The organism is Bradyrhizobium sp. CCBAU 25360 (assembly GCF_028128695.1).
Lineage (GTDB): Bacteria > Pseudomonadota > Alphaproteobacteria > Rhizobiales > Xanthobacteraceae > Bradyrhizobium > Bradyrhizobium ottawaense.
Genome location: NZ_LBJA01000042.1, coordinates 225,357 through 250,732, shown reverse-complemented (window position 1 = coordinate 250,732; position 25,376 = coordinate 225,357). Strand labels below are relative to the sequence as shown.

General features: G+C 66.1%; 18 protein-coding genes. 12 read left to right on the top strand and 6 right to left on the bottom strand.

Translation table 11 applies throughout. The annotated features are described in order from the left end of the window. The first annotated feature begins 169 nt into the window (after positions 1-169). The 7 genes from XH81_RS25300 (at position 170) to XH81_RS25270 (ending at position 9,805) form a co-directional block, all read left to right on the top strand. On the top strand, positions 170-1,576 hold the full coding sequence (locus tag XH81_RS25300; RefSeq protein ID WP_028143026.1) for a hypothetical protein: 1,407 nt from the start codon (positions 170-172) through the stop codon (positions 1,574-1,576). A gap of 179 nt (positions 1,577-1,755) precedes the next feature. Then, positions 1,756-1,953, top strand: coding sequence for a hypothetical protein (locus XH81_RS25295; protein WP_018315845.1), 198 nt, complete (start codon positions 1,756-1,758; stop codon positions 1,951-1,953). A gap of 57 nt (positions 1,954-2,010) precedes the next feature. After that, positions 2,011-2,661: a hypothetical protein gene (locus XH81_RS25290; RefSeq protein WP_038947110.1), complete on the top strand. Its 651-nt coding sequence runs from the start codon at positions 2,011-2,013 to the stop codon at positions 2,659-2,661. Positions 2,662-3,681: 1,020 nt separating this feature from the next. Further along, entirely contained in the window at positions 3,682-4,677 is a 996-nt protein-coding gene (locus XH81_RS25285; RefSeq protein ID WP_028143024.1) for an NAD(P)H-dependent flavin oxidoreductase, read from the top strand. A gap of 25 nt (positions 4,678-4,702) precedes the next feature. Next, positions 4,703-5,671 carry a quinone oxidoreductase family protein gene (locus tag XH81_RS25280; RefSeq protein ID WP_028143023.1) on the top strand — a complete coding sequence of 323 codons (969 nt, stop codon included), beginning with the start codon at positions 4,703-4,705 and terminating at the stop codon, positions 5,669-5,671. A 203-nt stretch (positions 5,672-5,874) separates the two neighbouring features. After that, entirely contained in the window at positions 5,875-7,248 is a 1,374-nt protein-coding gene (locus XH81_RS25275) for a cation-efflux pump (protein ID WP_028143022.1), read from the top strand. A 226-nt stretch (positions 7,249-7,474) separates the two neighbouring features. Then, the gene (locus tag XH81_RS25270) at positions 7,475-9,805 is read left to right on the top strand and encodes a PAS domain-containing sensor histidine kinase (protein WP_028143021.1); all 2,331 of its coding nucleotides are present in this window, start codon (positions 7,475-7,477) and stop codon (positions 9,803-9,805) included. A 3-nt stretch (positions 9,806-9,808) separates the two neighbouring features. Here XH81_RS25270 and XH81_RS25265 read toward each other — a convergent pair whose 3' ends face one another. Beyond that, positions 9,809-10,702 (bottom strand): LysR family transcriptional regulator, encoded by an 894-nt coding sequence (locus tag XH81_RS25265; RefSeq protein WP_028143020.1) that lies wholly within the window; start codon positions 10,700-10,702, stop codon positions 9,809-9,811. Positions 10,703-10,926: 224 nt separating this feature from the next. Between XH81_RS25265 and XH81_RS25260 the strand changes: the two genes are divergently transcribed. Genes XH81_RS25260 through XH81_RS25240 form a run of 5 tightly spaced genes read left to right on the top strand, consistent with a single transcriptional unit; the run spans position 10,927 to position 16,892 of the window. Next, a complete protein-coding gene (locus XH81_RS25260; protein WP_028143019.1) occupies positions 10,927-11,403 on the top strand; it encodes a formate dehydrogenase subunit gamma in 477 nt (158 codons plus the stop codon). After that, on the top strand, positions 11,400-12,956 hold the full coding sequence (locus XH81_RS25255) for a formate dehydrogenase beta subunit (RefSeq protein ID WP_028143018.1): 1,557 nt from the start codon (positions 11,400-11,402) through the stop codon (positions 12,954-12,956). The genes XH81_RS25260 and XH81_RS25255 overlap by 4 nt, the downstream gene beginning before the upstream one ends. Before the next feature lie 10 nt (positions 12,957-12,966). After that, a complete protein-coding gene (fdhF, locus tag XH81_RS25250) occupies positions 12,967-15,840 on the top strand; it encodes a formate dehydrogenase subunit alpha (RefSeq protein WP_028143017.1) in 2,874 nt (957 codons plus the stop codon). Positions 15,841-15,844: 4 nt separating this feature from the next. Next, positions 15,845-16,672, top strand: a complete 828-nt coding sequence (fdhD, locus tag XH81_RS25245; RefSeq protein WP_028143016.1) for a formate dehydrogenase accessory sulfurtransferase FdhD — start codon at positions 15,845-15,847, stop codon at positions 16,670-16,672. Next, positions 16,662-16,892, top strand: coding sequence for a formate dehydrogenase subunit delta (locus tag XH81_RS25240; protein ID WP_028143015.1), 231 nt, complete (start codon positions 16,662-16,664; stop codon positions 16,890-16,892). Before fdhD ends, XH81_RS25240 begins: the two co-directional genes overlap by 11 nt. Here XH81_RS25240 and XH81_RS25235 read toward each other — a convergent pair. From XH81_RS25235 to XH81_RS25215, 5 genes are all read right to left on the bottom strand, one after another. Further along, positions 16,852-19,836, bottom strand: coding sequence for a bifunctional [glutamine synthetase] adenylyltransferase/[glutamine synthetase]-adenylyl-L-tyrosine phosphorylase (locus XH81_RS25235; protein WP_028143014.1), 2,985 nt, complete (start codon positions 19,834-19,836; stop codon positions 16,852-16,854). The genes XH81_RS25240 and XH81_RS25235 overlap by 41 nt on opposite strands. Continuing rightward, entirely contained in the window at positions 19,833-21,293 is a 1,461-nt protein-coding gene (locus XH81_RS25230) for a sensor histidine kinase (RefSeq protein ID WP_028143013.1), read from the bottom strand. The genes XH81_RS25235 and XH81_RS25230 overlap by 4 nt, the downstream gene beginning before the upstream one ends. After that, the gene (locus XH81_RS25225; RefSeq protein ID WP_038947105.1) at positions 21,277-21,957 is read right to left on the bottom strand and encodes a response regulator transcription factor; all 681 of its coding nucleotides are present in this window, start codon (positions 21,955-21,957) and stop codon (positions 21,277-21,279) included. Before XH81_RS25225 ends, XH81_RS25230 begins: the two co-directional genes overlap by 17 nt. A 274-nt stretch (positions 21,958-22,231) precedes the next feature. Continuing rightward, on the bottom strand, positions 22,232-23,809 hold the full coding sequence (locus tag XH81_RS25220) for a Do family serine endopeptidase (protein WP_271596402.1): 1,578 nt from the start codon (positions 23,807-23,809) through the stop codon (positions 22,232-22,234). A 222-nt stretch (positions 23,810-24,031) separates the two neighbouring features. Beyond that, the gene (locus tag XH81_RS25215; RefSeq protein ID WP_028143011.1) at positions 24,032-25,375 is read right to left on the bottom strand and encodes a methyl-accepting chemotaxis protein; all 1,344 of its coding nucleotides are present in this window, start codon (positions 25,373-25,375) and stop codon (positions 24,032-24,034) included. Position 25,376 lies beyond the last annotated feature (1 nt).

Sequence of the window (25,376 nt, the reverse complement as noted above, 5' to 3'; positions counted from 1 at the left end):
ACGTCTGTCCGGGAAAACCCGGCACCTTCCGCGCCGCCCCGCCCATCGGCCAACGCAACCAGCCGTGGATCACGGCGCCCGAAACAGCCCACAAGCCTGCCCGCCCCTTGCGCTCGGTTCCGCTCTTGGCAATCATGGCGAAAATGTGCGCCGGCGTGTGGAATTCACGATGTGGCTGTTTTTCCTGATTGCCTGGTTCGGCCTGTTGGCCATCGTCGCGGTCGTCGCCCAGCAGGCGTTCGGTCACGACATCAGTCACCTGCCCGCCTGGTTCGCGGGCCTGCCGGTGCCGCAGCGCATCGCGACCGGAATATTCCCCGCCCTCGCGCTGACCCTGATCGGCGCTTCAGCCTGGCGGCTGTCGCGCCAGGACCGCAGCCTGAAGACGCTGCGTGACCGGCTGAAGAAAACCCGCGAGGACGTCGTCGTTGCCCACGCTCTGCAAAACCACTTGGATGCCACCGTCCAGCATTTGATCGAGAGCGACCCGAGGGAGGCGGTCTCTGCGCTGCACGACAAGCTGGGCGAGACCGAGCAGCGCGCCCTGCTCCAGCAGGGCCGCAACCAATCCACCGACATGCACGACCAGCTCGCCGAAATCCGCAGTCGCCAGCAGCACCTGCGCGACATGGTCGGCAAGGTCGCCGAGCAGCGCCGCGCGGTCGAGCCGGTCTTCACCGAGATCCGCGACCGCCAGAACCAGCTCGAACGCTCCCTGCACGATCTCGAGACCGACGACCGCAAGAACAACCTCGCCGATCGGCAGAGGGACATCGCACGCGACGTGGCAGCGCTTCTAGGACGGGTGAACTGCGTCCAGGAGACATTTGCGACACTCAACCAGTACAAGGAAGATCTGGCGAAATCCCATGCCGAGCTGGTGCCGCTGCGTGCCTCGGACGCCGGCATCAACGCCCTGATCGGCGAGCTCAGCCTCGGCCACGAGCGCCTTGCCAAGACCATCGACGAGCTCGAGACCGGCGGCGAGACGTCGCTTGCCAGCCGCGTCGAGACGTTGTCGAAGAACAGGATCGAGATCGAGCAGCGCCTCGCCCGCATCGACGACAGCTTCAACATTCTCAAAAGCATCCGGCTCGACTTCGAGGAGCTCGGCCAGCGCCAGGCCCAGCTCGAACGCTCGCTCGCCGATGTCGAGACGGACGCCGACGGCAAGACCCTTGCCGACCGCCAGAACGCGCTGAACGATTTCGTCCTGCAGTCGCGCCAGCGCCTCGGCGCCCTGCAGGAGACGCTGGCGACGCTGAACGCCTTCAAGACGGAGCTGTCGAAGTCGCAGGCCGACCTCGTCCCGTTGAAGGCCCCAGTGTTCGGCATCGAGGCCTTGATCGCGGAGGTCGGTGCCACCCGCGATCTCCTCGCCAGGACCGTCGGCGAGATCGAGACGAATGGCGACGTCACCCTCGCCTCGCGTGTCGATGCGCTGACCCAAAGCAAGCGCGAGGTCGAAGACCGCCTCGCCCGCATCTTCGACAATTTCAACGCGCTCGATGCCTTGCGCAAGGACATCGGCGGCATCTTCTCGACGATCAGGAACGGTCTGAACCGGATCGGGTGAGAAGCCTGATAGCAGCACTCCGAAACATCCAGACACATCACATCTGCGCGCGTCAGAGATATGCCGCCAACATGTCGCGGGGGTGCCGCAACTTGGTCGCATTCGGACGTCCATCTCTGAGGCGTGTCTGGGGGGCACGGCACTGCCGTGTTTGGACCAAACCTTCTAGGGGATCAGCTGTGAAGAAGATTGTAATTGCTCTGGGTGCCACGCTTGCTCTGGTGACGGCTGCGAACGCTGCGGATCTGCCGCGCCGCCAGCCGGTACCTGTCTATCCGGCGGAGCAGGCGCCGATCGGCAAGATGCCGATTGGCAAGAGCCCGGTTGGAAAGGCCCCTATCGGCAAGGCGCCCGGCCCGGTCGCTGCGCGCTACTGACGCGCAACAGACCAAGCGCAAAACTGGCGTAAGCGGCCGACAGTCGAGGGGCACAGCGTGACGAACAAACCTGATCGATCGGGACCCTGCATCCTTGCGGGGTTCGCCCTCGCGGCCATGATCGCGTGTACGACGCCCTCGGCCTCCGCCCACGAAGCGAACAAGCGCGTTGCCGACGCCAACGCGCTTGCCACGAGCGACTCCACATCGCGGCCTCAGCCGCAGTCGACGCGGCGCTCCGTCGCGCGCGCGGAGAAAGGTCCCTACTACGTCGACTTCCGTGCGCGAACCGCCGCGAGCTGGGGCCACGCCTTCGTCTGGTACGGCAAGACCAGCGAGAAGGCGGTCGAGGTCGCCGGGCTCACGCCGGCCGGCGACACGCTCGCCTACGTGCTCGGCCACGTCACCTTCGTGCCGTCGGAAACCGGTGCGAGCTACGGCGATCTCGATCCGGAATATCTGACCGCGAGCTATCGCGTCTACCTGAACGAAGCCGACGCCAAGCGCGTGTTCGCCTACATCAAGAAGAAGCAGGCGAACTCGCCGGTCTGGAACGCCGAGACCATGAACTGCACCGGCTTCATCGGCGACATCGCCGAGTACATGGGCCTGGAAGTTCCCAATCGCTGGCAACGCCCGGAAAACTTCGTCAACCGCCTCAAGGAAATAAACGGCGGCCGCCAGATGGTGCGGCTGTCGGCAGAGTAGCCCGGCAGCCTGCACCACACGACGCCGTCATTGCGAGCGCAGCCCCTGCCCGTCGGGTAAAACACCCCGCCAAATCCTCCCTCTCGCCTGTCAAGCCCAGCCGCGTCAAATATTCCACTTTACCGAAATTCTGATTTGCCGTACAAGCAAGTCACCCTGGCCCGAGACAAGGGGCGGATCGCGATCGTCACGAACCGCGGACCGGGGTGCGATGGACGCGACGGCGTCGGGCGCGAGCAGCATTGCAGGGCGGGAAACCGTGAGCAAAGCGCTTTCCGCGCATACGACCCGGCGCCGACAGCGTCTTCGCATGGCTTCGGGCGTGAGCACACGCCAGCACTCGAAGTCCCAGCGAAGACGTGCGCGGACGGTCAAGTCGTGTGGTCCTGACGCCCGGGGTCTGTGCGTCAAGTCCTGCGGTGATGTGGCGGCCAACCGGCGCGCGCATCAATCACCCGCAAGGCGACGGGGGCAATAGTGCATCGCTCCCCGAGGAGAGCACGAAGTACGCCGTAAGCCATCGCGCAGGGAAGGCCGGGCGTTCGGCTCACCTGTGGTCCACCCCGTGTGCATCTTCGTAGCGCACGGACTTACGGGTGCCAGCCGGCGCCCGGCCTTCCCTGCGCCCTTGTCTTTCATGAGGGCAACGCGACGACGCAAAACTCGGGCGGAGATGCCGCGAGAGGGCGAAGGTGTGTCTAGTGTTTGAAGAACCGGATCGAGGTTATCCGTGCCCCGGACGCAGCGCAGCGTCCCTTCGACGGTGCGCTGCAGAGCCGGGGCCCATCTTTCAGAGCCCTCGCTGAGCATGGGTCCCGCTCTGCGCCGCAACGTGAAGGACGTTGCAGCACATCCGGGACACGAGCCCCAGGATTATCCGCGCCACGGAATCCTCCCTCTCCCTGCATGCTCGCCCCGCCCCCACCGCACGCCCCGCTGATAGACTTTTACCACCCCCGGCGGCATCCTTCCGCCATCACCGACAACAGAGCCTGCGGGCCATCCAGGGGGAAACACAGCATGTTGCAGACACGGTTCACGAAACTCGTCGGCGTCGAGCACCCGATCGTCCAGGGCGGCATGCAATGGGTCGGCCGCGCCGAGCTGGTCGCCGCCGTTGCCAATGCCGGCGCGCTCGGCTTCATCACGGCGCTGACCCAGCCGACGCCGGAGGACCTGACCAAGGAGATCGCGCGCTGCCGCGACCTCACCGACAAGCCGTTCGGCGTCAACCTCACCATCCTGCCCGCGATCAAGCCGCCGCCTTATGCCGAATACCGCGCGGCCATCATCGAGAGCGGCATCAAGGTGGTCGAGACCGCCGGCAACAAGCCCCAGGAGCATGTCGATGAGTTCAGGAAGCACGGCGTCAAGGTCGTGCACAAATGCACCAGCGTCCGCCACGCGCTCTCGGCCGAACGCATGGGCGTCGACGCCATCTCGATCGACGGCTTCGAATGCGCCGGCCATCCCGGCGAGGACGACACGCCCGGCCTGATCCTGATCCCCGCCGCCGCCAACAAGATCAAGATCCCGATGATCGCCTCGGGCGGCTTTGCCGATGCCCGGGGCCTCGTCGCAGCGCTGGCGCTGGGCGCCGACGGCATCAACATGGGCACGCGCTTCATGGCGACCAGGGAGAGCCCGATCCACCAGCTCATCAAGGAGAAGATCGTCGCCAATGACGAGCGCGAGACCGAGCTGATCTTCCGCACCATGCGCAACACCTCGCGCGTCGCCAGGAACGAGATCTCGACCAAGGTCGTCGCGATGGAAAAGGAAGGCGCCAAGTTCGAGGACATCCGCGAGCTGGTCGCGGGTGCCCGCGGCAAGATGGTCTATGCGACCGGGAACTCCGACGAAGGCATCTGGTCGGCCGGCCAGGTGCAGGGCCTGATCCAGGACATCCCGACCTGCGCCGAACTCATCTCCCGCATCGTGCGCGAAGCGGAAGCGATCATCCGCAGCCGGCTCGAAGGCATGATCGTTCAGCCGCAACGCGAAGCCGCCGAATAATCACCGCAAGAAGCGAGAGCAATCCATGAAGGCTTACGTCTACGGCCCTGAGGGCGCTAGGATTTCCGACGTCGCTCAACCAAAACCGAAGGGCACGCAGGTGCTGGTGCGCGTCCGCGCCTGCGGGCTCAACCGCGCCGACACCGGCATGCGCAAGGGGCACGCCCACGGCGCGGCCGGCGGCGCCGGCACCGTGCTCGGCATGGAATGGGCCGGCGAGGTCGCCGAGCTCGGACCGGATGCCCAGGGCGTGAAGATCGGCGACCGCATCATGGGCTCGGGCGGCGCTGCGTTTGCCGAGTACACCCTCGCCGATCACGGCCGGCTGTTCCGCGCGCCCTCGAACATGAACTTCGAGGAAGCCGCCACCCTCCCCGTCGCGCTCGCGACCATGCACAACGCCGTCGTCACCGTCGGCGGCGTGCAGGCGGGCCAGAGCGTGCTGATCCAGGGCGCCAGCTCTGGTGTCGGCCTGATGGCGATGCAGATTGCAAAACTCAAGGGCGCAAAGCTCGTGATCGGCTCCTCGACCGATGCCACGCGCCGCGGCCGGCTGAAGGAGTACGGCGCCGACCTCGCCGTCGACAGCTCCGATCCGAAATGGGTCGAGGAGGTCCTGAAGGCGACGAACGGTGAAGGCGTCGACCTCATCGTCGACCAGGTCTCGGGCAAGGTGGCGAGCCAGAACCTCGCCGCGACCAAGGTGAAGGGCCGCATCGTCAATGTCGGCCGGCTCGGCGGCACCCATGCCGATTTCAACTTCGACCTGCATGCCGCGCGCCGCATCGACTATGTCGGCGTCACCTTCCGCACCCGCACCATCGAAGAGGTCCGCGAGATCTTCGAGGAGGTCAGGAAGGACATCTGGGGCGCGGTGGAATCGCGAAAACTGCAGCTGCCGATCGACAAGGTGTTCGCGTTCGACGACATCGACAAGGCGTTCGACCACATGGAGGCGAACAAGCACCTGGGGAAGATCGTGGTGACGGTGTGAGGGATACCGCGGTCCCGTAGGGTGGGCAAAGCGAAGCGTGCCCACGATCTGTATCCATCACTGACGAATGGTGGGCACGGCGCTTTGCGCCTTTGCCCACCCTACGAGACTAGGCACGACGCGGATTGCTCCTGCAAATCACTAGCGACTACTCCTGTGGATCATCACTTGATGTCCCGCGCTAGGCTGCTAAATCCCCCGCCATGACCTCCCAGCACAGCAAAACCTCGGTCGCCGCGATCTCCATCTTCGCCAGCGGCGGCATGGCGGCGGCCAAGTTCGCGGTCGGCATCGCGATCGGCTCGCTCGCGCTGATCTCCGAGGCCCTGCACTCCTCGATCGACCTGGTCGCGACCATCATCACCTGGGCTGTGGTGCGGGTGTCCGACAAGCCGGCCGACGAGGAGCACCATTACGGCCACGGCAAGCTGGAGAGCGTCTCGGCGCTCGGTGTGACCGCCCTGCTCTACGTGCTTGCCGGCGGCATCCTGGTCGAGGCCTACAGCCGGCTGCGCGAGGGAACCCCGCCGCCGACCATTTCGGCCGTGCCGTTCGTCGTGCTGGTGATCGACATCGTCGTCAATCTCTGGCGCGCCCGCGCCCTGCACCGCGCCGCGCGCGAGACCAGGAGCCAGGCGCTCGCCGCCGACGCGCTGCATTTCGCCTCCGACGTGATGGGCTCGTTCGCCGTGATCATCGGCCTGATCCTCGCCGCCCTCGGCTTCTGGTGGGGCGACGCGGCCGCTGCCGCCGCGGTTGCCGTGATGATCGCCCTGCTCGGCCTGCGCATGGCCGGCTCGACCGTGCAGACGCTGGTCGACCGCGCCCCGCAGGGTGCGCAGGAGAAGGCCACGGCCGCGATCCGCAGCGTCCCGGGCGTGATCGACGTCGAGCGGCTGCGCGTGCGCATGGTCGGCGCGACCACGTTCATCGACACCATCGCCAAGGTGCCGCGGACCTATCCGATCGACCGCGTCGAGGAGATCAAGCGCAGCGCGCAGGCCGCCGTGGACAAGGCATTCGGCGATGCCGACCTCACCTTCACCGCCGTCCCCGTCGCCCGCGACAACGAGACCGTGCGCGACCGCATCATGGTGATCGCGCACAATTCGGGCCTCGCCGTCCACCACGTCACGGTGCACGATCTCGGCGGCAAGCTGATCGTCAGCATCGACCTCGAGGTCGACGCCGCCATGCAGTTAGAGGCAGCCCATGACGTCGCCAACACGCTGGAGCGCAACATCCAGGAGGAGTTCGGCGCCGACGTCGAGGTCGACGTCCATATCGAGCCGCTGGAGCCGGAACTGCCGTTCGGGGTCGATGCCGCGCCGGAACGCGTCCAGGCCATCGCCGCCGCGCTGACTGAATACGCCGCCGGCAGCGAGATCCATGACATCCATAATGTGCGCGTCCGCAACACCGACGCCGGCGAGATCGTCAATTTCCACTGCCGCGCCGCGCCGTCGATGAGCGTGATCAAGGTGCACGAGCACGTCGACGCCATCGAGCGCGCGCTGCGGCGCGCGTTCCCGAGCGTGAAGCGCGTGATCAGCCACGCCGAACCGCCGCGTGCGTGACTGGGAGCGCGCGAGGAGTCGCACGTTCTCGTTTCGGACTCCTCGCGCCCGTGCGTTTGCGGACGCGCGCTACGCAAACTGAGCATTGGATAAGAATAATTACGCGTTAACGATTCATTGACTCTCGACACCCCGCGAAAACTGGATTCAAATCGCTGTGATTCGGAAGCGATGTGGGGCTGCCTCCGAACTTCAGTTGCAAGCAGGTTTTTAGGGGGCCAAAGGCATGTCGCGTGCAGACGCCGCGAACGCGTGCGTCCAATCCGATTCGATCAAGGGATTGGCGCAATCGATCGCGAAACCTGCCTATCATCGGCTCTTGATTGCAGAGCCGGCGCTTCGTCGCGCCGTGCCGACGCTCATCATCGCGTTCCTGATCACGATCTGCCTCGGCGCGTTCGTGCAGGTCGTCGATCAGACGCGTCAGAAGCGGCTGGTGATCCGGCACGACATCTCGGCGCTGGCCGACCTGCTCGCCGAACGCATCGACCGCCTCACCTCGGCGCGACAGGAGCGGCTCAAGAACATCGAGAGCCTGCCGGCGCTGTTGCCGGATATGATCCCGTCCTGGGGCACGGCCTCGGGCCGCCACGTCATCGTCACCTCGGCCGGCGTCGATCGCCGTCTCCTCGCCCGCGTCCCGGTCGACAGTGACCCTTCCGGCAACGACCGCCTGCTCGATGCCATCACGACCGCACAATTGCTCGCGGCGCCGACGCGCGACGGCAACGTCTCCGACATGACGCTGCCGAGCGGCAACGCCGCGATGGCGACCTCGCGGCAGATCAAGTCGCTGCCCGGCTTCATCACCGTGATCCAGGAGCGCAACGAGCCGATCTGGGGCTCGGACGCCGCGCTCTCGGTGACGCTGTCGGCGACGACCGGATTCGTCGTCCTGATCCTGGGCTTCGCCTTCCACTGGCAGTCCACCCGCGCCCGCGAAGGCGACCTCATCAACGACGCCGTGCGCGGCCGGATCGACACCGCCCTCAACCGCGGCCGTTGCGGGCTGTGGGACTGGGACCTGTCGCGCGGCCGGATATTCTGGTCGCAATCGATGTTCTCGATGCTGGGCCTCGACGGCCGCAACGAGCTCCTCACCTTCGGCGAGGTCAACGCGCTGGTGAAATCCGACGACATCGACCTGTTCGCGATCGCCGACCAGCTCATCTCCGAGAAGATCGACCACATCGACCAGACCTTCCGCATGCAGCATGTCGACGGCCACTGGATCTGGCTCCGCGTCCGCTGCGAGAAGACGCGCGGGGCGACCGATTCCAGCGTGCACCTGATCGGGATCGCCGTCGACATCACCGAGCAGAAGAGCCTCGCCGAGAGGACGGTGGAAGCCGACCTCCGCCTGCGCGACGCGATCGAGACAATTCCGGAGGCCTTCGTGCTGTGGGACGCGAGCGACCGCCTCGTGCTCTGCAACTCGCACTTCCAGCGCCTGCACAAGCTGCCCGACACCGCCGTGATCCCCGGCACCTCCTACGAGACCGTGCTCGAAGTCGGCCGCATGCCGGAGGTGCGCACCCGCCACAACGAGACCGCCGCCCAAGGCCCCGGCGCGCGCACCTTCGAGGCGCAGCTCGACGACGGCAGCTGGCTGCACATCAGCGAGCGCCGCACCAAGGACGGCGGCTACGTCTCGGTCGGCACCGACATCACCCGCATCAAGGAGCACGAGCAGAAGCTGGTCGACAACGATCTGCGCCTGCGCGCCACCGTCATCGACCTGAAGCGCTCGCAGGCCGCGCTGGAGCGCCAGGCGGTCGAGCTTGCCGACCTCGCCGAGAAGTACCAGCGCGAGAAGACCCGCGCCGAGGAAGCCAACCAGACCAAGTCGAAATTCCTCGCCAATATGAGCCATGAGCTGCGCACGCCGCTGAATGCCATCATCGGCTTCTCCGAGATCATGGGCTCCGGCATGTTCGGCGAGCTCGGCAGCGAGAAGTACCAGGAATATTGCCAGGACATCCTGACCAGCGGCCACTATCTGCTCGAGGTCATCAACGACATCCTCGACATGTCCAAGATCGAGGCAGGCCGCATGAAGCTCGACATGGAAGAGCTCGACCTGGCGCAGACGCTGGCGGAATCCTTGCGGGTCGTCACCGGCCGGGCCCAGGACAAGCACCTGACGCTCGACGCCGACATCGCAAAATCCATCTCCGTCGTTGCCGACCGCCGCGCCACCAAGCAGATCATCGTCAACCTGCTCTCCAACGCGGTGAAGTTCACGCCGGACGGCGGACGCATCGTGGTGCGCAGCCGGCAGCTCGACGACCGGATCGTGCTGATGATCGCCGACACCGGCATCGGTATCGCGCCGCATTCGCTGGCGCGGCTCGGCCGCCCGTTCGAGCAGGTGGAGAGCCAGCTCACCAAGACCTATCACGGCTCGGGCCTCGGCCTCGCGATCGCCCGCTCGCTGGCGCAGCTCCATGGCGGCTCGATGCGGCTGCGCTCCAAGCTCGAGGTCGGCACCGTCGTGCGCGTGACCTTGCCACGCGACGCGATCAAGGCGGCGTCCGGGATATCGGCGGCAGCGTGATCCCTACAGCTGCAGCGACGGCGCGACTTCCCTCGCGACATTGACCAGCGCCGCGATCAGCGGCGTCATCGGATCGCGTTGCGGGATCACCATGCCGATGCTGTAATTGACATCGGGATCGGTGATCGGGATCGAGCGCACCGTGTCGGACAGACCGAGCGTCTCGGCAAGCTTGGCCGGCATCACGCTCGCCCAGCGTCCCGTCTTCACATGCGTGAACAGCACCAGCAGCGAATTCGAGGTCAGCGTCGGCGTCGCCTCCGCGCCGACGGAACGTAAGGCGCGATCGATGATGCGGCGGTTCTGCATGTCCGGCGTCAGCAGGCACAGCGGAACCTGCCCGACCTCGGTCCATGTCACCGTCTCGCGGTCACCGAACATGCCGTCCGGCGCAGTCAGAAGACGGTAGCTCTCATTGTAGAGCGGAATGGTGCGCACCTTGCCGATTGGCTCGTTCTCGATATAGGTCAGCCCCGCATCGACCTCGAGATTTTCGAGCAGCCCCAGCACCTCGGACGAGGTGGTGGACTGGATACGGAAGCGCACCTCGGGATGCCGGGCGCGAAACGGCGTCGTCAGCGCTGCGACCATGCCGAGCACGGTCGGGATCGCGGCGATGCGGATCTCGCCGGAGAGCTGATGCTTCAACCCGTTGATCTCGTCGCGCATCGCGCGGGCATCGCCGACGATCCGCCGCGCCCAGTCCAGCGCCCGCTCACCTTCGGGAGTGAACCCCTGGAAACGGGACCCGCGCTGCACCAGCATCACGCCGAGGATCTCCTCGAGCTGCTTGAGCCCCGTCGACATAGTCGGTTGCGTCACGCCGCAGACCTCCGCCGCGCGTCCGAAATGCCGCTCCTTCGCCAGCGCCAGCAATAGTTCAAGCTTGTCGATCAACCGGTCGTCCCCTCGGATTCCATCGTGGCATGCAAGCTAGCACGCCGGGCCTGCAGCAACACGCAAAAACCGGCAGCCGATACAACTTTCATTACCAATTCGCATCGGTCGATTGCGGTTGCAAATCGATCCGAATTCGCAATCGCAGCACGGGACAGCTTTATTGATCTGCGAATGATTCCAACTAGTTTGCACCGAGGAAACGCTCAGGTTGAGAACGAAGAATGACAGCGGTTTTTGAGCCTTGGAACGAGACGCGCGGCGCCGAGATCATCGCCGAACACGCCAACCGGGAGGGCGCGACGCTGGTCATCCTGCACGCGCTGCAAGAGGCGTTCGGCTACGTGCCGGAGGCGGCCATTCCCATGGTGGCGCAAGCGCTCAACCTGTCGCGCGCCGAGGTCCACGGCGTATTCACGTTCTATCATGATTTCCGCCACAAGCCGGCCGGCCGCCACGTGCTGAAGCTCTGCCGCGCGGAAGCCTGCCAGGCCGCGGGCGGCGATGCATTGGCGGCGCGCGCAGAAGCAAAGCTCGGCGTGTCACTCGGCAATACCACGGCCGACGATCGCGTCACGCTGGAGCCGATCTACTGCCTCGGCCTGTGTGCGACCGCACCGTCCGCCATGCTCGACGGCCGCCTCATCGGCAGGCTCGATCAGAAGCGCCTCGATGCGTTGATTGTGGAGGCACAGCGATGAGCTTGCGTCTGTTCGTCTCACGCGACGCCGGCGCGATTGCCGTCGGTGCCGACGAAGTTGCTCTGGCGCTGGAGCAGGCTGCAGCCAGGCGCGGCGTGGCGATCGAGATCGTCAGGACCGGCTCGCGCGGTATGTACTGGCTGGAGCCGCTGGTCGAGGTAGCGACGCCGCAAGGCCGCATCGCGTTCGGCCCGGTCACTGAAGCCGATGTGCCGTCCCTGCTCGACGCGCTCGCGAGCAACACGCCGCATCTGTTGCGGCTGGGTGCGACCGAAGAGCTCCCCTGGCTGAAGCGTCAGACCCGCCTCACCTTCGCCCGCTGCGGCGTGATCGATCCGCGCTCGCTCGACGACTACCGCGCCCATGGTGGCTACAAGGGGCTGGAGCGGGCACTGTCGCTCGGCACGGATGCGATCCTCAACGAAGTCACGGCGTCGGGCTTGCGCGGCCGCGGCGGGGCCGGCTTTCCGACCGGCATCAAATGGAAGACGGTCACGCAGGCCAAGGCCGACCGCAAGTTCATCGTCTGCAACGCCGACGAGGGCGACAGCGGCACCTTCGCCGACCGCATGATCATGGAAGGTGATCCCTTCCTGGTGATCGAGGGCATGACCATCGCCGGCATCACCGTCGGCGCGACAAAGGGCTACATCTACATCCGCAGCGAATATCCGCATGCGGTGGAAGCGATGAACGCTGCGATCCGGACTGCCAAGCGAGGCGGTTATCTCGGCGACAAGATCGGCGGATCCATCCACAGCTTCGACCTCGAAGTGCGGGTCGGCGCTGGCGCCTATGTCTGCGGCGAGGAAACTTCGCTGCTGGAGAGCCTCGAAGGCCGCCGCGGCATCGTGCGTGCAAAACCTCCGCTGCCGGCGCATCACGGCCTGTTCGGCAAGCCGACCGTCATCAACAACGTGTTGTCGTTCGCGGCCGTCCCCTTCATCCTCGCCGAAGGCGCCAAGGCCTACGCGGATTACGGCATGGGCCGTTCGCGCGGCACGATGCCGATCCAGCTTGCCGGCAACATCCGCCAGGGCGGGCTGTTCGAGACCGCCTTCGGCGTGACGCTCGGCGAGCTCGTCGACGACATCGGCGGCGGCACGTTCACGGGCCGGCCGGTCCGCGCCGTGCAGGTCGGCGGTCCGCTCGGCGCCTATTTCCCTCGTGCCCTGTTCGACACGCCATTCGACTACGAGGCCTTCGCCGCGCGCGATGGCCTGATCGGCCATGGCGGCATCGTCGTGTTCGACGACAGCGTCGACATGCGCAGGCAAGCGCGCTTCGCGATGGAGTTCTGCGCCGTCGAATCCTGCGGCAAGTGCACGCCGTGCCGGATCGGCTCGACCCGCGGCGTCGAGACCATCGAGAAGATCATCAACGGCGAGCGCGTCAACGAAAACCTCGCGCTGGTCGAAGACCTCTGCAACACCATGAAATTCGGCTCGCTCTGCGCGCTCGGCGGCTTCACGCCCTACCCCGTGCTCAGCGCATTGAAGCACTTCCGGGAAGATTTCGCACCCGCACCGACCACGCTTGAAGCCGCGGAATAGGAGAACGACAATGTCTCTGATCGAAGAAATCGACTTCGGCACGCCGGCTTCCAAATCGGAAACGATGGTGACGCTGACCATCGACGGCAATGAGGTCACGGTGCCCGAGGGCACCTCGATCATGCGGGCCGCGATGGACGCGGGCCACCAGATCCCAAAGCTCTGTGCCACCGACATGGTCGACGCGTTCGGCTCCTGCCGTCTCTGTCTCGTCGAGATCGAGGGCCGCGCCGGAACGCCGGCCTCCTGCACCACGCCAGTGATGCCCGGCCTCGTCGTGCACACCCAGAGCGAGCGGCTGAAGAAGCTGCGCAAGGGTGTGATGGAGCTCTACATCTCCGACCATCCGCTCGACTGCCTCACCTGCGGCGCCAACGGCGACTGCGAGTTGCAGGATATGGCGGGCGCCGTGGGCCTGCGCGACGTGCGCTACGGCTATGACGGCGAGAACCACGTCTTCGCCAAATCGGGCGGCTGCTCCAACGACAATTGGATGCCGAAGGACGAGTCCAACCCCTATTTCACCTACGATCCCTCCAAGTGCATCGTCTGCTCGCGCTGCGTCCGCGCCTGCGAGGAGGTGCAAGGCACCTTCGCACTGACCATCTCCGGCCGCGGCTTCGACAGCCGCGTCTCGCCGGGCATGAGCGAGAGCTTCCTAGGCTCCGAATGCGTCTCCTGCGGCGCCTGCGTGCAGGCCTGCCCGACTGCAACGCTGACCGAAAAGTCGGTGATCGAGATCGGCCAGCCCGAGCACTCCGTCGTCACCACCTGCGCCTATTGCGGCGTCGGCTGCACCTTCAAGGCCGAGATGCGCGGCGAGGAAGTCGTGCGCATGGTGCCCTACAAGGACGGCAAGGCCAATCGCGGCCATTCCTGCGTCAAGGGCCGCTTCGCCTGGGGCTACACCAACCACGGCGAACGCATCCTCAATCCGATGATCCGCGAACGGATCGAGGATCCCTGGCGCGAAGTATCCTGGGACGAGGCGTTCTCGTTCGCGGCCGCCAAGATGCGCGGCATCCAGAAGACATACGGCCGCGATGCCATCGGCGGGATCACCTCGTCCCGCTGCACCAACGAAGAGACCTATCTGGTGCAGAAGCTGATCCGCGCCGGCTTCGGCAACAACAATGTCGACACCTGCGCCCGCGTCTGCCACTCGCCGACCGGCTACGGCCTCGCCACCACCTTCGGCACCTCCGCCGGCACGCAGGATTTCGACTCGGTCGAGGACACCGACGTCGTCCTCGTGATCGGTGCCAATCCGGCCTCCGCTCATCCCGTGTTCGCGTCCCGCCTGAAGAAGCGGTTGCGCCAGGGTGCCAAGCTGATCGTGATCGATCCGCGCCGCACCGAGATGGTGGAATCGCCGCATGTGAAGGCGCTGCACCTGCCCCTGATGCCGGGCACCAACGTCGCGGTCATGACCGCGCTGGCGCATGTCATCGTCACCGAAGGCCTCGTCAACGAAGCCTTCGTGCGCGAACGTTGCGACTGGAGCGAGTTCGAGGAGTGGGCGGCGTTCGTCGCGCAGCCCAAGAACAGCCCGGAAGCCACCGCGATCCTTACCGGCGTCAACCCGAAGGATCTGCGCGAAGCCGCGCGCACCTACGCCACCGGCGGCAACGGAGCGATCTATTACGGCCTCGGCGTCACCGAGCACAGCCAGGGCTCGACCACCGTGATCGCGATCGCGAATCTTGCGATGGTCACTGGCAATATCGGCCGTCCCGGCGTCGGCGTGAACCCGCTGCGCGGCCAGAACAACGTGCAGGGCTCCTGCGACATGGGCTCGTTCCCGCACGAGCTGCCCGGCTACCGCCACATCTCCGGTGACGCGGTGCGCGACCAGTTCGAGGCGCTGTGGAACGTCAAGCTCAACCCCGAGCCGGGCCTGCGCATTCCCAACATGTTCGATGCCGCGGTCGAAGGCACGTTCATGGGGATCTACGTGCAGGGCGAGGACATCCTCCAGTCCGATCCCAACACCAAGCACGTTGTGGCTGCACTGTCCGCGATGGAATGCGTCATCGTCCACGACCTCTTCCTCAACGAGACCGCGAACTACGCCCACGTCTTCCTGCCCGGCTCGAGCTTCCTCGAGAAGGACGGCACCTTCACCAACGCCGAGCGCCGCATCCAGCGCGTGCGCAAGGTGATGACGCCGAAGAACGGCATGGCCGACTGGGAGGTCACCATCGGCCTTGCCAGGGCGATGGGCTTCGAGATGAACTACAGCCACCCATCCGAGATCATGGACGAGATCGCGGCGCTGACGCCGACCTTCGCTGGCGTCTCCTACGCCAAGCTCGACGAGCTTGGTTCGGTGCAGTGGCCTTGCAACGAGAAGGCGCCGGAGGGTACGCCGGTGATGCATATCGACGGCTTCGTCCGCGGCAAGGGCAAGTTCGTCGTCACCGAATATGTGGCCACCGACGAGCGTACCGGCCCGCGCTATCCGCTGCTGCTCACCACGGGCCGCATCCTCAGCCAGTACAATGTCGGCGCGCAGACGCGGCGGACCGAGAACGTGGTCTGGCACGCCGAGGATCGTCTCGAGATCCATCCGCACGATGCCGAACAGCGCGGCGTGCGCGACGGCGACTGGGTGCGGCTGAAGAGCCGTGCCGGCGAGACCACGCTGCGTGCGGAGATCACCGACCGCGTCGCGCCCGGCGTCGTCTACACCACCTTCCATCACCCGGACACGCAGGCCAACGTCATCACGACCGACTATTCCGACTGGGCCACCAACTGCCCCGAATACAAGGTCACGGCGGTCGAGGTCTCGCCCTCGAACGGCCCGTCCGACTGGCAGAAGGCCTATGACGCGCAGGCGCGGCAGTCCCGCCGCATTGCGCCAGCCGAGGCAGCGGAGTAACCGCATGCATGTAGCTGTCCAGGCGATTGATCGCGGAATCTGGCGCAACGGCGTCGCGTCCGAAGGAACGCGGTTCATTCCGGAGGAGACGCCCCTGGCGCTGACCTATAATGGCGGCACCTATGCCGTCATGATGGGGACGCCGCAGAACCTGGAAGATTTTGCCGTCGGCTTCAGCCTGAGCGAAGGCATCATCAAGTCGGTCGATGACATCAAATCGCTCGACGTCGTTCGCCTCGACGACGGCATCGAGCTCAGGATGTGGCTAACGTCGGAAGATGCGGCACTCATCAGCGAGCGCCGTCGCCACGTCGCGGGGCCCACCGGCTGCGGCATCTGCGGTATCGAGTCCATCGCTGAAGCCGTGCGCCCGGCGGCGGTCGTGCCGCAGGGGCAGAGCTTCACGCCCGAGCAGATCATGGCGGCGATGCAGGCCGTCGCGCCGCTGCAATCGATCAATCTGCAGACCCGCGCCGTTCACGCCGCCGCGTTCTGGTCTACTACCGGCCACATCGTCGCGCTGCGCGAGGATGTCGGCCGCCACAATGCGCTGGACAAGCTCGCGGGCGCGCTGGCGCGCAGCCGGACGGATACGCGCGGCGGCATGGTGCTGCTGACGAGCCGCGTCTCGGTCGAGATGGTGCAGAAGGCCGCCGCGATCGGCGCGCCGGTGATGGTCGCGGTGTCCGCGCCCACCGCACTCGCAGTACGCACTGCGGAGGCTGCAGGCATCACGCTGATCGCCATCGCCCGCCAGGACGGGTTCGAAGTGTTTTCGCATGGTGACCGGGTCGCCGCTCGCCATGCCACGGAGGTTGCCGATGTCGCCTGACCGCCTGATCTACATGGCCAACCAGATCGGCAAGTTCTTCGAGAGCCAGGGCCACGGCAAGGCCGTGCCGGGGATTGCCGAGCACATCAAGAAGTTCTGGGATCCTCGGATGAAGCGCGCGATCTTCGCCCATCTCGACGCCGGCGGCGCGGGCCTGGAGCCTGACGTCCGCCAGGCGCTCAGCTCGTTGAAGGCGACGTCCCTTCCAGCAGCGCCCTGAACACGCGCCGCACCTCGCTCTGGGTCTCCTTCACACGCGCCTCCAGCGACGAGAAATCCGGCGCGTCGCCGGCGCGCGCCATCACACGCTGCAGATCGGTGCCGGCGGTTTCAGGCTTGAAGCGGTCGCTGACGCAAAGCCGCAGGATCTGCGTCAGGTCGTGATAGAGCCGCACCGCGGCGCGCAAGATCTCGGTCTCCGATTGCGGAAGGACGCCGAGCCTGCATGCATTGTCCAGCACCTGCATCGTGCTGACGTCGAGGATCTCCGGCTTGTCGTGAGCGTGCACGAGCTGCAGATATTGCGCGATGAAGTCGATGTCGACCATGCCGCCGGCGGCATGTTTGAGGTCCCAGCAATCGGCCTCGCCCTTCTCCTGGGCGATGGCGCGCCGCATGTCGGCGACGTCGTTGGCGGTGATGGCGGAATCGCGGCGACGGGTCAGGACGTCGCGAATGACCCGCTCGATCCGTTCCCGGAATTCGGGCGAAGCCGACACCACGCGCGCCCGCGTCAGCGCCATGTGCTCCCAGGTCCAGGCCTCGTTGGCCTGGTAATCCGCGAATGAGACCAGGCTCGAGGCGACGGGACCGGCGCGGCCTGAAGGACGCAGCCGCATGTCGATCTCGTAGAGCACGCCGTAATTGGTGCGCGTCGTGAACGCGCTGATCAGCCGCTGCGTGAAGCGCGCGAAGTAGTGCGCGCCCTGCAGCGATTTCGGTCCGTCCGAGTCCGGATTGTCGCTGTCGAAATCGTAGAGCAGGATCAGGTCGAGATCGGACGAGGCCGTCATCTCGCGGCTGCCGAGCCGGCCCATCGCGATGATCGCGGTCTCCTGTCCCTTGATCCGGCCGTGCTGGGCCGCGAAGCGGTCGGCAACGAGGCCGTGCACGGTGTGGACGATGCCTTCGGCGACATCGGCAAAGGCCGTGCTGGCCTGCTGCGCCGACACGGTGCCGGAGAGGATGCGCGTGCCGATCAGGAACAGGCTCTCCTGCCCGAACAGGCGCAGGCGATCGAGGAACTCTTCGTATGAGCCAGCATCAAGCACGGTCGCAGCTAACCGTCCCGACAATTCCTGCCTGTCCGGCATGGCGCCGAAGAAGCGCGGATCGATCAGGCCATCCATGAGCTGCGGCTGCCGCGCCAGCATCTCGCCGAGCCGCGGCGCAGCGCCGAGCACCAGCGCCACCAGCGCGACGAGCTCGCGGTTCTGGCCGAGCAGCGTGATCAGCCGGCCACCGCGCTGGAGCGCCCCAAGGAATTGATCGAACGCCACGACGGCGCGATCCGGCTCCTCGGCATGGGCGAGGCCGTCGATCAGGGCCGGCACGAACTCGACGAAGGCGCTGCGCGTCGCCTCATTGCGGAACACGCGGTAGTCGCCGGTGATCCAGTCGCGCACCGTCTGCGCGACGGCGGCCGGCTTCTTGAACCCGAGCGTCGCCAGATGCTGGAGCAGGCGCGGATCGTCGGGGCCTGCGCTGTAGTCGAGCGCGGGCAGCCTGGCCGTGCCGGTCGGATCGTCGCCTTCGAACAGCTTTTCGTAGTGCCCCTGCACGATCTTGAGCTGCCGCAGCAGCTCGCCCGCGAAGGCCTCGCGATCCGTATAGCCGAAGAAGCGCGCAAAACGCTCGACCGCGTCCTTGTCTTCGGGCAGCGCGTGGGTCTGCTCGTCGGCGATCATCTGGAGGCGATGCTCGACCCGGCGCAGGAATTCATACGCAATGGTCAACTCGTCGCGCGCAGCAGGGGTGATCCAGTTCCTGGACGCGAGAATGTCGAGCGCCCTGAGCGTCGGCCGCACCCGCAATTCCGGATGGCGGCCGCCGGCGATCAATTGCTGGGTCTGCGCGAAGAACTCGATCTCGCGGATGCCGCCGCGACCGACCTTGACATTATGCCCTTCCACCGCGACCTCGCTCTGGCCGCGATAGGTCTGCATCTGCCGCTTCATGTCGTGGACGTCGGCGAGCGCGGCGAAGTCGAGATGCTTGCGCCAGACGAAAGGCGCGATCTCGGCCAGCAATGCTTCACCCGCTTTGGCATCGCCGGCGCAGGCGCGCGCCTTGATCATCGCGGCGCGCTCCCAGGTGCGCCCTTCCCGCTCATAATAGTTCAGCGCGGCGTCCCTGGAGATCGCGACCTGCGTCGAGGATGGATCGGGACGCAGGCGCAGATCGACGCGGAACACATAGCCGTCATAGGTGCGCTGCTGCAGGATGCGCGCCATCCCCTGCGTGACCCGGACGAAGAACGGCTGCGGCTCGATATCGGGCGCGAGCGTCGTGGCATCAGGATCGAAGAACACGATGAGATCGATGTCGCTGGAATAGTTCAGCTCGCCCGCGCCCATCTTGCCCATGGCGAGCACGATCAGCCCGCAGCCTTCCTCGGGCGCCTCGGGATTGGGCGGCGTGAGCTTGCCACGTGCGGCTTCCTGCCGCAGCAGGTACTGGAGCGCCGCCTGCACCGAGGACACCGCGACATCGGTCAGCGCCGCCGTCACCCGCATCACCGGCCAGACCCCGCCAATGTCGCACAAGGCGGTCAGGAGCGCGGCCTCGGCCTTCATGCGGCGAAGCAGCCGCATCACCTCGGCCTCGTCAGGGGCCGCGAGCACCGCGCCCCTCGCCTCCGCGATCAGGGCCGTCAAATGCGCATCCGGATTGCACTCCAGCAGCCGGATCAGGCGCAAGGCATCGGCGCGCACCAGATCGAACAGATAGGGCGAGAATTCCGCGATACCTGCCAGGATATCCTGCGCAAAGGGATGCGCCAACAGCGTTTCGAGACGCGCCGATTGGGCCGGCTCGAGCTCGGACAGCCAGCTTTCAAGACGTCGTTCGTCGGTTGTGGAAGCGGCAATATGGGGAGCCTCCGCGAAGCGCGCGGCCAGCCTCTCACCATGCTTGTCCGCGTTTCCCGGCGCGGAGTGGTTCATGCCACCTTCTGTGGCACATCCGGTATTGGCGGAGCAACCCTGTCGCCGGCCCCGGCGCGCGCGGGCAGCACCAGCGTGGCGACGAGACCGGGCTGGGCATCGCCCAATTTCAACTCACCCCCGTGCAATGTCGCAACAGCAGAGGCGAGGCTGAGACCAAGGCCCGAGCCCGGCAGCGTGCGGCTCGCTTCTAGGCGAACGAATCGTTCGACAGCATGCGCGCGGTCGGCTTCGGGGATGCCGGGACCGCGATCGGTGACGCTGAGCAGCACCTTGTCGCCGTCGCGTTTGGCCTCGATCGTGATCGGCCTCGCATCCATGCTGACCACGGTTCCACCGGTCTGTGCGACCGGCTTGCCGTATTTGATCGCATTCTCGACAAGATTGGCGAGCGCCTGGCTGATCAACTCGCGATTGGCGTGAACCGGTGTCGGCTCGCACCTGACCTTCAAGGTCATGCCGTCGTCCTCGGCCAGTGGCTCGTAGAGCTCGTGGATGCCGTTTGCGACATCGGCCGCATCGAAATCATCCATGTTGCCGCGCGCCTGCCCGGACTCCGCGCGCGCGATCATCAGCAGCGCGTTGAAGGTGCGGATCAGACCGTCTGATTCCTCGATGGTCCGCTCCAGCGCCGCGCGGTAATCGGCTTCGCAGCCCGATTTCGCCAGCGCCTCCTCGGCGCGGTTGCGCAAGCGCGTCAGCGGCGTCTTGAGGTCGTGGGCGATGTTGTCGGAGACCTCCTTCAAGCCAGCCATCAGCGCCTCGATCCGCTCCAGCATGGCATTGAGGTTTTCCGCGAGGCGGTCGAGCTCGTCGCCGCTACGCCCCACTGGAAGACGCCCGCTGAGGTCCCCGGTCATGATGCGCTGCGCGGTCCCGGTCATCGCGTCGATGCGCCGGAGCACGCGGCGCGCGACGAAGATGCCGCCGCCGAGACCGAGCACGACGACGATCAGGATCGACCATTGCGCCGCCTTGGCGACGATGCCGAACAGGCGACGCCGCTCGGCGAGGTCGCGGCCGATCAGAAGCCGGAAGCCGTTCTCGAGTTCGGTGACGCGCACGAGCGCACGATGGTCGCGATCATCGGCGTCCTCGATGCGCCGGTAGGCCGTCTCCGACCAGCCGCGGGTCGCCATCACACCGGGTGCCAGCGAGCCGACATTGCCGGCGATCGCCTGCCCGGTCGGCGTGGTCACGAGATAGAGGTTGGCGCCCGGGCGCAGCGCCCGATACTCGATCGCGAGCACGAGGCCGCGCAGCCCCCGGCGGCCGTAGATCTCGGAGATCTCCGAGGTCTCGGCATTGACCGTCTGCGTGATCTCCTCGGTGATCAACCGCCGCGTATTCCAGGCGAAATAGGCCAGCAGCGAGGCCGCGAACATCGCGAACAGCAGCAGATAGACCAGCGTCAGCCGGAACGCCGTGGTGCGGACGAGTTTACCGAATGCCGTCACGGATCATGTACCCGGCGCCGCGGATCGTGTGCAGCAGCGGCCGCTCGAAGCCCTTGTCGATCTTGGAGCGCAGCCGCGAAATGTGCACGTCGATCACGTTGGTCTGCGGATCGAAATGATAGTCCCAGACGTTCTCGAGCAGCATGGTGCGCGTCACCACCTGGCCGGCATGCTTCATCAGATATTCGAGCAGGCGGAATTCGCGCGGCTGCAGCGTCAGCTCGTCCTTGCCGCGGGCGACGCGGTGGGAGAGCCGGTCGAGCTCGAGATCGCCGACGCGGTAGAGCGTGTCCTCGGCAGGTCCCCCGCGGCGGCGCGACAGCACCTCGACCCGGGCCAGCAGCTCGGCGAAGGAATAGGGCTTTGGCAGATAGTCGTCGCCGCCGGCGCGCAGGCCCTTGATGCGGTCGTCGACCTGTCCGAGCGCGGACAAAATCAGCACCGGCGTGGTGTTGTCCTGGTCGCGCAGCGCACCGATCAGCGACAGGCCGTCGCGCTTGGGCAGCATGCGGTCGACCACCAGCACGTCGTAATCGCCGTTCTCGGCCATGGCGAGGCCTTCCTCGCCGTCGGCGGCGTGGTCGGCAATGTGTCCGACCTCGCGAAACGCCTTCACGAGGTAGTCGGCGGATTCGCGGTCGTCTTCAATGATGAGGAGGCGCATCGTGCGTTCGGCGGCGGTCAAGGAGGTCAACCTTCTCTAAACATGGCGCGAGCGGCAATCGCATGCAAGCCGAGTGGGAGACTCTGGCATCGAGAAAAAGGCGGGCGGTGAAGCTGGGGGGACCTCACCGCCCTAGGCCTTCCGACGGAGGGGGGCGTAATTCCACCGGAAGGTAGAGAGGGGAAGCGAACGTTGCGCTGCTTCCCCGAAGGGCGCCGTCGGCGGGGGCGACTGATGCCGGCGACACCCTTCATCTCGTAGGCCTCCTGAAGCCTCAGCCCTTGGCGAGGGGCACCGCGACGAAGCGCGACTGGCCGCCGCTCTTCACGCGCATCAGGACGCTGTTCTTGTTGTCGGTCCGCGCCATGTTGATGGCGTCGCGGACTTCGCCGGCGGTGGCCACGCTCTTGCCGCCGACTTCGAGAATCACGTCGCCTTCCTTGAAACCGCGCTCGGCCGCGGCGCTCTTCGGATCGACCTCGGTGACCACGACGCCTTCCTTGCCGGCGCCGGCCACCGAATTGGCGGGGGCAACGGTCATGCCGAGCTTGGGCACGTCGGTGCCCTTGCTCGCACCCTTGCCGCTATCATTGTCGTTGTCGGCCTTGGCCTCGACCGTATTCGGCAGCTGGCCGAGCGTCATGTTCACGACCTTGTCCTGGCCCTTGTGCAGCACGTTGAGCTTCACGGTCGCGCCGGGCGCCATGCCACCGATGGTCCGGGCAAGCTCGCGGGCGTCCTTGACGGACTCGCCGTTGACCGCGGTGATCACGTCACCGGACTCGATGCCGGCCTTCGCGGCCGGACCGTTGGCCTGAGGCTCCGCCACCAGCGCGCCTTCGGCCTTCTTCATGCCGAGGCTGTCGGCGATGTCGGAGGTGACAGGCTGAATCTGCACACCGATCCAGCCGCGGCTGACCGAGCCGTTGTCCTTGAGCTGGGCGACCACGCTCTTGACGGTGCTCGCCGGAATCGAGAACGCGATGCCGACGCTGCCGCCGGAGGGCGAGTAGATCGCGGTGTTGACGCCCATCACCTCGCCGTTGGTGTCGAAAGCGGGACCGCCGGAATTGCCCTTGTTCACGGGCGCGTCGATCTGGATGAAATCGTCATACGGACCGTTGCCGATGTCGCGGCCGCTGGCCGAGACGATGCCGGCGGTCACGGTGCCGCCGAGACCGAAGGGATTGCCGACCGCGAGCACCCAGTCGCCGATGCGCGGCTTGGCGTCGGCGAGCTTGGCGAACGGGAAGTTCGAGCTGCCCTCGACCTTGATCAAAGCGAGGTCGGTGCGCTGGTCGGTGCCGATCACCTTGGCGGTGTAGGTCTTGCCGTCATCGGTGGTGACCTCGACCTTGTCGGCGCCGTCGACCACGTGGTTGTTGGTCACGGCAAAGCCGTCGGCCGAAATGAAGAAGCCGGAGCCCTGGCCCTGCACGACGCGGCCACGGCCGCCCTTCAGGCCCGGGAAACCATCCGGACCGCCGAAGCGGCGGAAGAAGCGCTCCATCGGCGAGCCCGGCTGGAACGGCGCGGAGGAATCATCGCCGTCGTCGTTGCTCGCGGTCTTCTCCTTGATGTTGACCTTCACCGAGATCACCGACGGCTTCACACGCTCGACGATGTCGGCGAAACCGACCGGGCGTTCGACCTTGCGGACCTCGTTGTTGACCTGCGCATGCGCCGGGCTCGAGAACAGGTCGGCCGGCGAGGTCGAGGGGCTGAAGCCATAGACGGCCGCGCCGAGACCGGCGACGACCGAGGCCATCAGCGCGAACTTGCGCGCGGAAAACACCGACCGGCGCGGCTGCCGGTAGGACGGAAGGTTCGAGAGGTCGGGACGGTCGGTCATGCGGAGATCTCCAGGGCCTTGAAATCCATTTGGTGCCCGATGGCGGCACCTTACGGTCCTGAAGATGGGGGCTCCCGCCTTACCGTGCGCTGGCGGCGGGGTTAAACTTTTGTAATGAAGGGCTAGCTGCGATGCGGCAGTTCAGCGCACACCGAAAATTGTGGCTTCACAGGAACTTAACCGAGTTCCCGTGATGGCGTCGCAAGCGCGTTTTTGGCGCGCTCAGCTTGCCCTGACGCTGACGATGAACTCGTCGACTTCGCGCTTCAGGGTCGCGGCCTGCTGCGACAGGTCGACCGCGGAATCCCGCGCCTCGGCGGCCATGCGGCCGGTCTGCGCGGAGGTCGAGGTGATCTGGACGATATGGTTGGAGACGTCGAGGGTTCCGTGCGCGGCGCTCTGGGCGCTGCGCGTGATCTCCTGCGTCGCGTTGCGCTGCTGGGCAGTGTCGACCTCGATGCCGGACATGATGGACGAGATCTCCGACAGCGTCTTGGAAATGCCGTCGATCGCGCCGCGCGTCTCCGCGGTGATGCCCTGAATGCTGGCGACATGAGAGGTGATCTCCTCCGTCGCCTTGCTGGTCTGATGCGCCAGATTCTTCACCTCGGAGGCGACCACCGCAAACCCCTTGCCGGCCTCCCCAGCCCGCGCCGCCTCGATGGTGGCGTTCAACGCCAGCAGATTGGTCTGCGATGCGATCGCCTGCACGAGTTGCACGACCTCGCCGATCTTGTCGGCGGCATCGGACAGCGTGTGGATGGTGTCGCGGCTCTTCTCCGCCTGGGACGCCGCGCCCTCGGCGCGCTGCGTCGCGTCGGTGACGCGACGGCTGATCGTGCCGATCGAGTTCGTCATCTCCTCGGCAGAACCGGCGACCGTCTGCACGCTGGCGCTGGCCTGGCTCGCCGCGCTCGCAACCGCATTGGCCTTGGTGCTGGTGTCGTTGGCGGTCCGCGACAGCGTCTCGGCGTTGCTCTTCAGATGCACCGCCGATGAGGCCACGCTGTCGACGACGCTGGCGACGAGGTCGTTGAAGCGCTTGATCCGGTCGTCCAGGAATTTCGATCGCTCGGCCTGGTGCTGGGCTTCGCGCAGCTGCTGCTCGGTGAGGTGGCGTCGCTCGAGCCCGCTGGTCTTGAAGACCTCCAGCGCACCGGCGAGCAGGCCGATCTCATTGGTGCGGCCGAGCCCCGGAACCGATGTCTGGAATTTCTGGTCCGCGACCTCGCGCATGGCATGCACCATCGCGGCCAGCGGACTGAGGATGCCGTTGCGCACGGCGAACCAGGTGGTGAGGCAGATCGCGACGGCGACGACGGCGATCACGCCGCAGGCCATCAGGAAATAGGAGAACGCGGTCTGCGCCTGCTGGTAGATCTGCATGGCATGGTCGCGCGCGGGGCCGCTCAGCGCGGCGAAGTCCGCCGACAGGCTGGTGATCTCGTTGTTGAGATAGAGCACCGCGATGAAGCCGGTGCCGCCGCCGATGCCCAGCAGAAACAATAATGCAGCGACGACGGCGCCGACCAGGAAGCGGATCGTCAGATTGCTGTTCGCGAACATC

Excerpts from the sequence above, each read along its gene's own strand:
- XH81_RS25255 (WP_028143018.1), top strand. The coding sequence starts at position 11,400 with ATGAGCTTGCGTCTGTTCGTCTCACGCGACGCCGGCGCGATTGCCGTC.
- XH81_RS25285 (WP_028143024.1), top strand. The coding sequence starts at position 3,682 with ATGTTGCAGACACGGTTCACGAAACTCGTCGGCGTCGAGCACCCGATC.
- XH81_RS25280 (WP_028143023.1), top strand. The coding sequence starts at position 4,703 with ATGAAGGCTTACGTCTACGGCCCTGAGGGCGCTAGGATTTCCGACGTC.
- XH81_RS25270 (WP_028143021.1), top strand. The coding sequence starts at position 7,475 with ATGTCGCGTGCAGACGCCGCGAACGCGTGCGTCCAATCCGATTCGATC.
- XH81_RS25275 (WP_028143022.1), top strand. The coding sequence starts at position 5,875 with ATGACCTCCCAGCACAGCAAAACCTCGGTCGCCGCGATCTCCATCTTC.
- XH81_RS25220 (WP_271596402.1), bottom strand. The coding sequence starts at position 23,809 with ATGACCGACCGTCCCGACCTCTCGAACCTTCCGTCCTACCGGCAGCCG.
- fdhF (WP_028143017.1), top strand. The coding sequence starts at position 12,967 with ATGTCTCTGATCGAAGAAATCGACTTCGGCACGCCGGCTTCCAAATCG.
- XH81_RS25235 (WP_028143014.1), bottom strand. The coding sequence starts at position 19,836 with ATGAACCACTCCGCGCCGGGAAACGCGGACAAGCATGGTGAGAGGCTG.
- XH81_RS25215 (WP_028143011.1), bottom strand. The coding sequence starts at position 25,375 with ATGTTCGCGAACAGCAATCTGACGATCCGCTTCCTGGTCGGCGCCGTC.
- XH81_RS25260 (WP_028143019.1), top strand. The coding sequence starts at position 10,927 with ATGACAGCGGTTTTTGAGCCTTGGAACGAGACGCGCGGCGCCGAGATC.
- fdhD (WP_028143016.1), top strand. The coding sequence starts at position 15,845 with ATGCATGTAGCTGTCCAGGCGATTGATCGCGGAATCTGGCGCAACGGC.
- XH81_RS25240 (WP_028143015.1), top strand. The coding sequence starts at position 16,662 with ATGTCGCCTGACCGCCTGATCTACATGGCCAACCAGATCGGCAAGTTC.
- XH81_RS25225 (WP_038947105.1), bottom strand. The coding sequence starts at position 21,957 with ATGCGCCTCCTCATCATTGAAGACGACCGCGAATCCGCCGACTACCTC.
- XH81_RS25300 (WP_028143026.1), top strand. The coding sequence starts at position 170 with ATGTGGCTGTTTTTCCTGATTGCCTGGTTCGGCCTGTTGGCCATCGTC.